Source organism: Nitratifractor sp., assembly GCF_015487065.1.
Classification (GTDB): Bacteria; Campylobacterota; Campylobacteria; order Campylobacterales; family Sulfurovaceae; genus Nitratifractor.
The window spans coordinates 1-9,590 of sequence record NZ_WFQN01000063.1 but is presented as its reverse complement, the minus strand read 5'-3'; the positions used below and the strand labels follow the sequence as shown (position 1 = coordinate 9,590).

The following is a 9,590-nucleotide window of genomic DNA, read 5'->3' as shown; positions in this document are numbered from 1 at the left end:
ATGATGCATCTGGTACAGGAGCGCCTGAACCCCGACGGAGCCATCCTGCTGGGCTGGCCAAACGCCCGCTGGCAGGACGGCGAACTGACCTACGGCGCCCGCCCCAGACACTACTCGTTCAGCGAACTCTCTCTGGTCATCAAAGATCTCTTCTGGATCAAAAAATATCTCCAGCAGCACCGCTACCGGGTCGTCATCACGGGACGGGAGTACCTCTTTCTGGAAGCGACGAGGATCGGAGTGGGTAGTGGGTAGTGGGTAGTGGGTAGTGGGTAGTGGGTAGTGGGTAGTGGGTAGTGGGTAGTGTAAACTACCTGATAATTTTTGTCAAGCCGCCATCTTCCATCTTCCATCTTCCATCTTCCATCTTCCATCTTCCATCTTCCCTAACAGTTCCTAATCATCATTTTTGCTATAGTTACGTCAAAATCTACCGATAAGAAGGAGTTATCATGGCTATCAACGCAAAGAAAATGAGGAAATTTTGTCGTCCCTTCCGCATCGTACTGGGACTGGTTCTCATCGGCCTGGGGGTCTATACCGGCATCAAATGGTTCTATCTGGGCGTCATTCCCCTCATCGCCGGAATCGTAGGCTTCTGCCCCGCCTGCGCCATCACGGGACAATGCACGATCTTTGGTAAGGATAAAGAGGCATGAGAACCCTCAAGGTCTTTCTGGGCTGGCTGATCGGCGGATTGCTGGTCGTTCAGCTGGTTCAGATCAAAGTCCCCGAACCTCCCAAAGCCGGTTCCCAGGATGAGATCAAAGCGCCCAAAGAGATCATGGCCCTGCTGAAAAAATCCTGCTACGACTGCCACTCCAACCATACCCGTTGGCCCTGGTACAGTCATATCGCCCCGATCTCCTGGGAGGTCGACTCCCACGTACGAGACGGCAGGGACTGGCTCAACTTCTCCATTTGGAACCGATACAGCGAGGAGAAAAAGCAGAAGTTCTACAAAGGGATCGCCAAATCCATCGACTGGAAGATGCCTCCCGCCGACTACATGTGGATACACAAAGATGCCCGCCTCACTCCCCAGGAACGCCAGGCGATTAAAACGTGGGCCCAGTCCCACATCCTGAAAGAAGAGAAGCCCTATTGAACCTCCTGGATACTGCCAAGTGAGGTTTCACTCGATGGCGACAAAGGAGCGCTCAACCCGTGAAACGGGCGCTTGCGTTCGCGACTGCCAGAGCTATCGAGTGAAACCGGCAACCGTTCTAATTACGCAACTCTCTTAAATCAGACAAATTTTATCATCATTACACAATTTTTATGCTATACTTCTTGACACAAATCAAGAAAAAGGAGCTGAAATGCCCAAGATCAACCGTTATGTAGATATCTCTACCATTGACCGTGAAGCCAAAAAAGACTATATCGACCGCCACTCTCCCTTCGTTCACTGCGAAAGCACCGCCAAGAAGGGTGAGCCGTTCAAGGTTAAAGTGAAAATGGGGAACGAATATTGCCACCCCGACGATTTCGACCACTACATCGCCTATGTCCAGCTCTGGGACGGTGAGACCCTCCTGGCACAGACCAACTGGCAGCCCGGTACCATGGGCAATGCCTGTGCCCATGCCGAGGTCGACTTCTACGTCGTGCCTACCAAGAGCAAAATGAAGCTCACCGCCATGAGCTACTGCACCAAGCACGGGCTCTGGGAGAGCGATCCTGTCGAAGTCACCGTCGAAGACTAAGACGCTCCGAGGGGACCCCTCCCCTCAGCTCTCACATCCCGAACTTCTCCTCAAAATTTTTTACCCATCAAGCGAAATTGCGTACTCTGAAAAGCTGAAACAATTTCTCTCCGTCATCCTGAACTTGATTCAGGATCAAGAGCATTATGCATATTCCAATCCCTGGATTCCGGATCAAGTCCGGAATTACGGGAATTTTTCATCATAGCCCGATTCAACATCCAAAATCCAACATCCAAAATTCTGATAAAATTCCTCTATGAAAAACCTCCACAACGCTCTGCAGCTCAAACAGCTCTATCTTCTCAAACAGATGGGATACCGCTACACCGACATCAAACCCTCCGATCTGGAGCCTGATCCGGCCCAGCTCCCCAACGATTTGGAAAACCTGCGCAAAATGGTGGAAAAGTGTCATCTCTGCGACCTGAGCAAAAGCCGCCACAAAGTGGTCTTCGGCGAAGGGAACCCCCACGCCAAATTGATGTTTGTCGGTGAAGGGCCCGGTGCTACCGAGGACAGCACCGGCCGCCCCTTCGTCGGCCGGGCCGGCGAGCTCCTGACGCGAATGATCGAGAATGTCCTCTATCTGCGCCGGGAACAGGTCTATATCGCCAATATCGTCAAATGCCGACCGCCGGGCAACCGGGTCCCCACCCCCACCGAAGCTTTCACCTGCCGCCCCTATCTCCTGAAGCAGATCGAACTGATCCGTCCAAAAATCATCATGACCCTCGGCGCCACCGCCTACCGCTACCTGACCAACGACGAGACCCCCATCAGCCGCGTTCGAGGCCATATCATCCATACCGATAACTATCTGCTCGTCCCCACCTTCCATCCCAGCTACCTGCTGCGCAATCCCTCCGCCAAAAAAGAGGCATGGGCAGATCTTTTGAAAGTGAAAGAGTTGCTGGAAAAGCGTGGGTAGTGGGTAGTGGGTAGTGGGTAGTTTAAATCAGTAGATAATTTTTGTCAAGTTTAAAATCCAAAATCCAAAATCCAAAATCCAAAATCCAAAATTCTCCATTCTCAATTCTCAATTCTCCATCCTCCTCACCCATTTCCAGAAGAGCCGGTCGGGGTGGACTCTCGGATCGAGGGCTTCGCCGTGAAGGATATACCGGGCCAGCGAACGGGCCATCAACGGGGCAAAGACAAACCCCCTGCCCCCCAGGCCGTTGAGAACGGAAAGCTTTTCGAGATGGATCAGCGGGGCTTTGGCTCCCCGGGTGATGGCAGGAGTTTCTGCCAGCATCCTCGGCACGTCGATGACCGGTCCGACGATGGGAAAGTGATCCCGGCTTGTCGAGCGCATTCCGCAAAAGGTCTCGACGAGACGAAAATCCGAGGTGTCGGTGATCTCAGCCGCTTTGGCCTCCAGCGTCGCCAGCGGACGGCCGTCGCAGATGCGGCAGGGCTGGGGAGACTTGACATGGGTGGCCCCCAGTTTGATGCGGCCGTGACGGGTGGAGGAGAGGGAAAAATCCTTGTGCAGACTGATGGGGAATTGTCGGGATGTGGCGTAGTCCCCCCGACTGCCCCAGAGCCCCCGGATCCCCATATAGCGCAGATCAAGCAGATCGCTCTCGTACCCGGTCGCCAGAACGACATGCTCCGCTTCGATGAGATCTCCGGCGCCGATAATCCGCCAGGAGTTTCCGGCAAACTCCAGACGTTCCACCTCCATCTGTCGAAAATTCAACCGCTCCGCCGCGACCCTGCAGATCTCCGGGGCATCGGCATCGCCCGCTTCCGGGAAATAGAAGCCCCCCGGTACATTCCTGAGTCCCGCCGCCTCGGCGCGGGCGGCATCCCAACGCTCATAAGGTCGATAATTGAAAGCTTCGTAGAGCTCGAAGCGCTTCTCATCGTCACTGTCTTTGGGGATCCTCAACACCCCATCACCGTGAAAGTGCTTCGGAAAATTCTCCCGGTAGAAACGCTGGGCGAAAGCGAAGGCTTCGTTGGTCAGCTCCTGAAGGGGACCACCCTTGCCGATCTTTGGAGAGATAAAAGCCCCCGCCGCACCGCTGCCCCCGCTGGCGGGAACACTGCTGCGATCCACCAGGAGCACTTCAGCCCCCTCTTCACTCAGAAAATGAGCTGCCATCACCCCGGCGACCCCGGCTCCGATGATACAGATCACTCTTTGTCGCCTTTCGTACTTTTGGAGGTGGGTCCTTCGCCCAACATGGCGGAAATGAATTCCCACTTCTCCCATAATAAAAGCGTTGCGTTGCAACGCATACCAAAATTATTCATTATTAATTATTAACTATTAATCTATACATACTGATAAACATACTTCTCCAACGCCTCGTCAATAAAAGCCTGCCAGATCTCATCGGGCTGCCAGATCAGATGGAGCCTGGCCCTGGCTTCATGAATAGGCACGCTCCGATCGATAACGTTGTAGAGAAAAATCAGAGCGCTGACCCGTTTGTTCTCCGCGCAATGGAGCCAGACTTTTCGGGGGTAGAGGGCGTTGAGCAGATCGCGAAGCAGTTCGTAATCGCCAAAGGTCGGCGCCGAGAAATCGACGGGAAGATGGAGATAGCGCATCCCAGCAACCGTCACCAAAAAATCTTCGTCACGAAGATAGCGATTGTCCTCGGGACGCCCCAGAGAGATCACCACTTCAAAACCCAGGGCCGCCATCCGGGCGAAATCCTCCGCCTTCGGCAGAGCCGAGGTCATAAGATGCTGATGAACCGGCTGCTGGGCCGGGGCCTGGATCCCGCTCATGGCTTCTCTCCTCTTTTCTTTCGGATCAAAGAATATACCGTGTCACATCCTCATTCTCGACCAGGGCCTCCAGTTTGCTCTCCACATGCGCCACATCGATCAGCACCGTCTCACCTTTGCGCTCGTCGGCATCGAAGCTCAGATCCTCCAGGATCCGCTCCGTCACCGTATGCAGACGCCGGGCACCGATGTCTTCGGTCTTTTCGTTGGCCAGAGCCGAATAGTGTGCGATGGCACGGAGCGCCTCCTCTTCAAACTCCAGGGTGACTCCCTCCACCGCCATCAGAGCCTGATACTGCTTGATGAGGGAGTTTTTGGGCTCGGTGAGGATCCGGTAGAGGGCCTCCTCATCCAGGCTCTGCAGCTCCACCCGCAGAGGAAAGCGCCCCTGCAGCTCCGGGATCAGATCACTGGGCTTGCTCAGGTGAAAAGCCCCAGCGGCTATGAAAAGGATGTGGTCGGTATTGACCGGACCGATCTTGGTGCTGACGGTGGAGCCTTCCACGATCGGGAGCAGATCCCGCTGGACCCCCTCTTTGCTGGGGTCCTGCCGGCCGGTGACGTTGGAAGGTACAGCGATTTTGTCCACCTCGTCCAGGAAGACGATACCGCCCTGCTCCACCTTTTCGATGGCCATCTCCTTGAGCTTCTCCTCGTCCAGCAGCTCTTCGCTGGCCTCAGCCGCCAGGATCTTGCGGGCCTCCTTGATGCTCACCTCTTTCTTCTTGCCCTTTTTGCCCAGGCCGCCCAGGACCTTGACGATGGACTCCTGGACATTGGCCATCTCGGGAGGCACATTGCTGCCGCCCAGATCGAGGCCCGGAGGGGGCAGCTCCACCTCGATCTTGAGATGGTCCAGCTCTCCCCGCTCCAGCTTGGCCCGCATCCGGGCGAAGGAGGCTTCGTACTCCTCACGTTTCTGTTCACTGGCCCCCGCAGGCAGGGGCGGCAGGAGCTTCTCGATGATCTTGTTCTCCACGTAGGCTTCGATCTTCTCTTTGTTGCGTTCGTTCTCCTCTTCACGGACCAGCTGCATGGCCGTCAGGGTCAGGTCCCGGATGATCGACTCCACATCCCGGCCCACGAAGCCCACCTCGGTGAACTTGCTCGCCTCGACCTTGATAAACGGGAGCTTCATCATCCGCGCCAGACGTCGGGAGATCTCGGTCTTGCCCACCCCGGTGCTTCCGATCATCAGGATGTTCTTGGGGGTCACCTCCCGCTGCATCTCCTCATCGAGACGCATCCGGCGCCAGCGGTTGCGCAGGGCGATGGCGATGGTCTTTTTGGCCTCCTGCTGACCGATGACGTAGCGGTCCAGGTAGGCGACGATCTCTTTGGGTGTCAACGGCTTTTCAATCACGGTTTGAGCTCCAGAAGTTTGATGTTGGTGTTGGTATAGATGCAGAGTTCTCCGGCGATCTGCAGGCTTTCGCGCACCAGAGTCGCCGCATCCAGGTCGGCATGGCGCGCCAGGGCCCGGGCGGCAGAGAGGGCGAAGTTGCCCCCGCTGCCGATGGCGGCGATCCGCCCGTCCTCGGGCTCGACCACGTCCCCGGTGCCCGAGAGGATGAAGATATGCTCTTTGTTGAGTACCAGCATCATCGCTTCGAGCTGGCGCAGATGCTTGTCCTGGCGCCACTTCTTGGAGAACTCGATTACCGATTTGAGCAGGTCGCCCTTCTTTTCGTTGAGGATCCCCTCGAACATATCAAAGAGGGTGAAGGCATCGGCGGTACTTCCGGCGAAGCCCCCAAGGATCTGACCGTTGTGCAGGGTGCGGATTTTGGTGGCGTTGCCCTTGAGGACCGTATTGCCGAAGGTCACCTGCCCGTCCCCACCGATGACGGCATGGTTCTCTCCCCGGTAGGCCAGGATGGTGGTCGCGTCAAACATCCCTTATCCTTCGACGGCGACCACGTCAACCTTGGCATCGGCATGGATCCCATGGCCCAGCTTGATCTCGACAGTGTGGAGCCCCTCGGACTTGAGGGGTTTTTTCAGCTCGATCCTGTGCTTGTCGATCTCAATGCCCAGCTGCTCTTTGATCGCTTTGGCAATGTCGTTGTTGGTCACCGATCCCCGGATTCCGATGGGGGCGGCGGGCTTTTCGATGCGGATCTGGGCCGATTCGATCTTGGCCTTTTCGGCGGTGAGACGCTCGATCTCGGCTGCCTCTTCGGCCGCTCGGCGCTCCTGCTCCGCCTTCCACTCCTCGACGACTTTGGGCGTCGCTACTTTGGCGTAGCCTTTGGCCACCAGGAAGTTCTGGCCATAGCCGTCTTTGACCTCTTTGATCTCGCCAGCTTTGCCGACATTTTTCACATCTTTGATGAGCAGTACTTTCATGGGTTCTCCTTGATCCGGCTTCCTGTTTGCAGGCCGGGAACTATGGGGGATATTTTATCCAAAACCATTCGCCATTCTTCATTTTTCACTGTTCAACCCAAATTTTGCATTAGAAAGTACCCCAGATGTGTCGATGCTTGGTGGTAGGGGTGTCGGAGAGAAGCGCAGGCGCACTTGGAAAGTGCGTTGAGCATTCGCTTCGATCGCCCATGCCGCCAATGATCGATGCAGATGGGGTGCTGGCTGATGCAAATTTTGGGTTATATCTCTTCTACCTCCAGCTCCCAAAGGTACTCTGAGAAACGGCGTTCCAGCAGGCGCTCGATACTCTGACGGATCTGGGCCGACTGGCGGGGATCGTGGGCCAGCCAGGCCAGCGCGATCTCCGCCTCCTTGGGATAGCTCCCGCTGATGTCCAGTACCGAGATATTGAAGGCTTTGAGACGGTCTTTGAGGGAGTTGACCACCTGCCGCCGCCCTTTGAGGGAGTGGGCCTCCGGCAGCTCGAGACGGAGGAAGGCCTGGGCCAGAATCATCGGAATCTCCTTTCGGAAACTTATAAGTCAATGATAACACGGGAATCGCGTCGTTTGAACGGGGCTTCGCCTCTCTTTGTCTTTTGAAAAAAAAGCGGTGCCAGGCACCGCTTACCGCAATCATTCATTATTCACTATTCATCATTCACCCGAAGGTGCCGTCCATGGCACCTTCGACCGGACGCCAGTCCCTCGCGTTTTCTTTTTCTTTGCTTCGTTTCTTTTCTTTGTCGCGAAACAAAGAAAAAGAAATGAAGGGAGGTTTGAAAGAGACAGTGTAATAGGTGCATTTCAGCCCCTGAATTCCGGGTCAAGCCCGGAATGACGGATGTTTTTCAAAGGGCTCAATCGCTATGGAATTGCAAATGGACCTTTCCCACGGAGACCGTGGGAACGAGAGAAAATGGAGAAAGAGAATGAGGGTCAGCGGGCGCTTCGACTGTGGCGTGACTGGTTGCCGCGTCCGCCGCTGCGGTTGTGGCTGCGTCCACGGCTTGATCCGCCGCGACCGCGGTTGTTGCGGCCGTTCTGGATCGGTTCGGGACGGATGCTCGGATCGACCTCGAAACCTTCAGTGCTGATCTTGGGGATCTCCGCCTTGATGAATCGTTCGATATTGCGCAGGAGCTGATGCTCGTCCACGCAGACCAGGGAGAGCGCCTCTCCCTCACTGCCGGCACGACCGGTCCGTCCGATGCGGTGGACGTAGTCCTCGGCAACGTTGGGCAGCTCGAAGTTGACGACGTGGGGCAGTGCGGCGATATCGATCCCTCTGGCGGCGATGTCGGTAGCCACCAGGACGCGGACCCGGTTCTCTTTGAAACTTTTGAGGGCTTTCATCCGGGCGTTCTGGGTCTTGTTGCCGTGGATCGCCTCGGAGCGGATCCCGGCGGCGTCGAGCTGTTTGGAGAGCTTGTTGGCACCGTGTTTGGTCCGGGTAAAGACCAAAACCTGTTTCCAGTCGTTCTCCCGGATCATCCGGATCAGCAGCTCCTGCTTGCGGTGACGGTCGACGTGGTGGACCTTCTGACTCACCTGCTCGGCGGTGGTGTTCTGCCGGGCGACCTCGATGAGGACGGGATCCTTGAGCATCCCGGAAGCGAGCCGCTTGATCTCGGAGGAGAAGGTGGCCGAAAAGAGGAGCGTCTGGCGCTGGGCCGACATCTGAGCAATGATCTTCTTGATATCGTGGATGAAGCCCATATCGAGCATCCGGTCCGCTTCGTCCAGGATCAGGGTCTCCACGGCACTCAGATCCACCGCCTTCTGATTGGCCAGGTCCAGCAGCCGGCCGGGGGTGGCGATGACGATATCGCACCCTTTGGCGATGGCCCGTTTCTGGGGTTCGATCCCCACACCGCCGTAGACGACGGTGGAGCGGATTTTGAGATGCTTGCCGTAGGTCCGGACACTCTCGGCGACCTGGGCCGCCAGCTCTCGGGTGGGGGTCAGGACCAGGGCCCGGATCTGCCGGGGACCGCTGCGGCGGGGGTTCTGACTAAGGCGCTGCAGCAGCGGCAGGGTGAAGCCGGCGGTCTTGCCGGTGCCGGTCTGCGCCGCGGCCAGGACGTCATGCCCCTCCAGCACGGCGGGGATCGCCTGGGCCTGGATCGGGGTGGGACGGGTGTAGCCTTCGGCGGCGACGGCCTTGAGAATGGCGCTGTCAAGCCCCAATGTATCGAATGTGTTTGTTGTGTTGTTCAATGGTGTACCTTGTGGTGTGAGCCTGCATCACATAGATTTGCTCGGTCCAGACTCGGAAAATTTGGGTAGATTCAACCCAAACAGTGCATTGGAAAGTGCCCCGGCTGCGTCGATGCTTGGTGTGTAGGGGTGTCGAAGAGAAGCGCAGGCGCACTTGGAAAGTGCGTTGAGCATTCACTTCGATCTCCCATGCCGCCAATGGCGATGCAGATGGGGTGCTGGCTAATGCACGGTTTGGGTTCTGAAGATATTCAAAAGCTGTTCGCAGGTAAATACGTTCGTAAATCATCGCAGACCGATGAGCGATTGGAGGGAGTATAGCGTAATCTTTCGTTAATCCCTAATTTCGGTCTCAGGAAACCGCCTGAAAACGGATCTTTTACTCCGACGCATGCGGGGCGTTGAAAATTTTGATATCGCCGCCGTAGAGTTTGAGGCGCTTGGTTTTGCTTCGGGTCTGCACGACCACCTCGTCGTTGATGAATCCTTCACCCCCGTCTTTGACCGTATAGTGGACTCCGTAAAAATCGAAGCTGAGGGTTTT

At 56.3% G+C, this 9,590-nt stretch carries 11 protein-coding genes and 1 pseudogene; 5 read left to right on the top strand and 7 right to left on the bottom strand.

Features of this window, described 5'->3' with window-relative positions:
- The 5 genes and pseudogenes from F8I07_RS03485 to F8I07_RS03465 all read left to right on the top strand — a co-directional run.
- Positions 1-255 (top strand): annotated as a pseudogene (locus F8I07_RS03485) (methyltransferase); the annotation flags it as partial.
- Between the two features lie 197 nt (positions 256-452).
- Complete coding sequence (locus tag F8I07_RS03480) at positions 453-659, top strand: DUF2892 domain-containing protein (RefSeq protein ID WP_292655781.1); 207 nt, start codon at positions 453-455, stop codon at positions 657-659.
- On the top strand, positions 656-1,108 hold the full coding sequence (locus F8I07_RS03475; protein ID WP_292655779.1) for a heme-binding domain-containing protein: 453 nt from the start codon (positions 656-658) through the stop codon (positions 1,106-1,108). Before F8I07_RS03480 ends, F8I07_RS03475 begins: the two co-directional genes overlap by 4 nt.
- A gap of 214 nt (positions 1,109-1,322) precedes the next feature.
- A complete protein-coding gene (locus F8I07_RS03470) occupies positions 1,323-1,709 on the top strand; it encodes a class II SORL domain-containing protein (RefSeq protein WP_292655776.1) in 387 nt (128 codons plus the stop codon).
- 259 nt (positions 1,710-1,968) lie between these two features.
- Positions 1,969-2,640, top strand: a complete 672-nt coding sequence (locus F8I07_RS03465; RefSeq protein WP_292655773.1) for a uracil-DNA glycosylase — start codon at positions 1,969-1,971, stop codon at positions 2,638-2,640.
- 108 nt (positions 2,641-2,748) lie between these two features.
- Here F8I07_RS03465 and F8I07_RS03460 read toward each other — a convergent pair whose 3' ends face one another.
- The 7 genes from F8I07_RS03460 to F8I07_RS03430 all read right to left on the bottom strand — a co-directional run bounded on the left by F8I07_RS03460 (position 2,749) and on the right by F8I07_RS03430 (position 9,046).
- Positions 2,749-3,858: an FAD-binding oxidoreductase gene (locus F8I07_RS03460; RefSeq protein WP_292655770.1), complete on the bottom strand. Its 1,110-nt coding sequence runs from the start codon at positions 3,856-3,858 to the stop codon at positions 2,749-2,751.
- Positions 3,859-3,995: 137 nt separating this feature from the next.
- The gene (locus F8I07_RS03455) at positions 3,996-4,457 is read right to left on the bottom strand and encodes a protein tyrosine phosphatase family protein (protein WP_292655768.1); all 462 of its coding nucleotides are present in this window, start codon (positions 4,455-4,457) and stop codon (positions 3,996-3,998) included.
- Positions 4,458-4,482: 25 nt separating this feature from the next.
- Positions 4,483-5,805 carry an HslU--HslV peptidase ATPase subunit gene (hslU, locus tag F8I07_RS03450; protein WP_292655784.1) on the bottom strand — a complete coding sequence of 441 codons (1,323 nt, stop codon included), beginning with the start codon at positions 5,803-5,805 and terminating at the stop codon, positions 4,483-4,485.
- An 11-nt stretch (positions 5,806-5,816) separates the two neighbouring features.
- Positions 5,817-6,353 carry an ATP-dependent protease subunit HslV gene (gene hslV / locus F8I07_RS03445; RefSeq protein WP_292655766.1) on the bottom strand — a complete coding sequence of 179 codons (537 nt, stop codon included), beginning with the start codon at positions 6,351-6,353 and terminating at the stop codon, positions 5,817-5,819.
- 3 nt (positions 6,354-6,356) lie between these two features.
- The gene (gene rplI, locus F8I07_RS03440) at positions 6,357-6,806 is read right to left on the bottom strand and encodes a 50S ribosomal protein L9 (RefSeq protein ID WP_292655763.1); all 450 of its coding nucleotides are present in this window, start codon (positions 6,804-6,806) and stop codon (positions 6,357-6,359) included.
- Positions 6,807-7,066: 260 nt separating this feature from the next.
- Positions 7,067-7,342 (bottom strand): DUF503 domain-containing protein, encoded by a 276-nt coding sequence (locus F8I07_RS03435; RefSeq protein ID WP_292655760.1) that lies wholly within the window; start codon positions 7,340-7,342, stop codon positions 7,067-7,069.
- A gap of 423 nt (positions 7,343-7,765) precedes the next feature.
- Entirely contained in the window at positions 7,766-9,046 is a 1,281-nt protein-coding gene (locus F8I07_RS03430; protein WP_292655757.1) for a DEAD/DEAH box helicase, read from the bottom strand.
- Between the last annotated feature and the right edge of the window lie 544 nt (positions 9,047-9,590).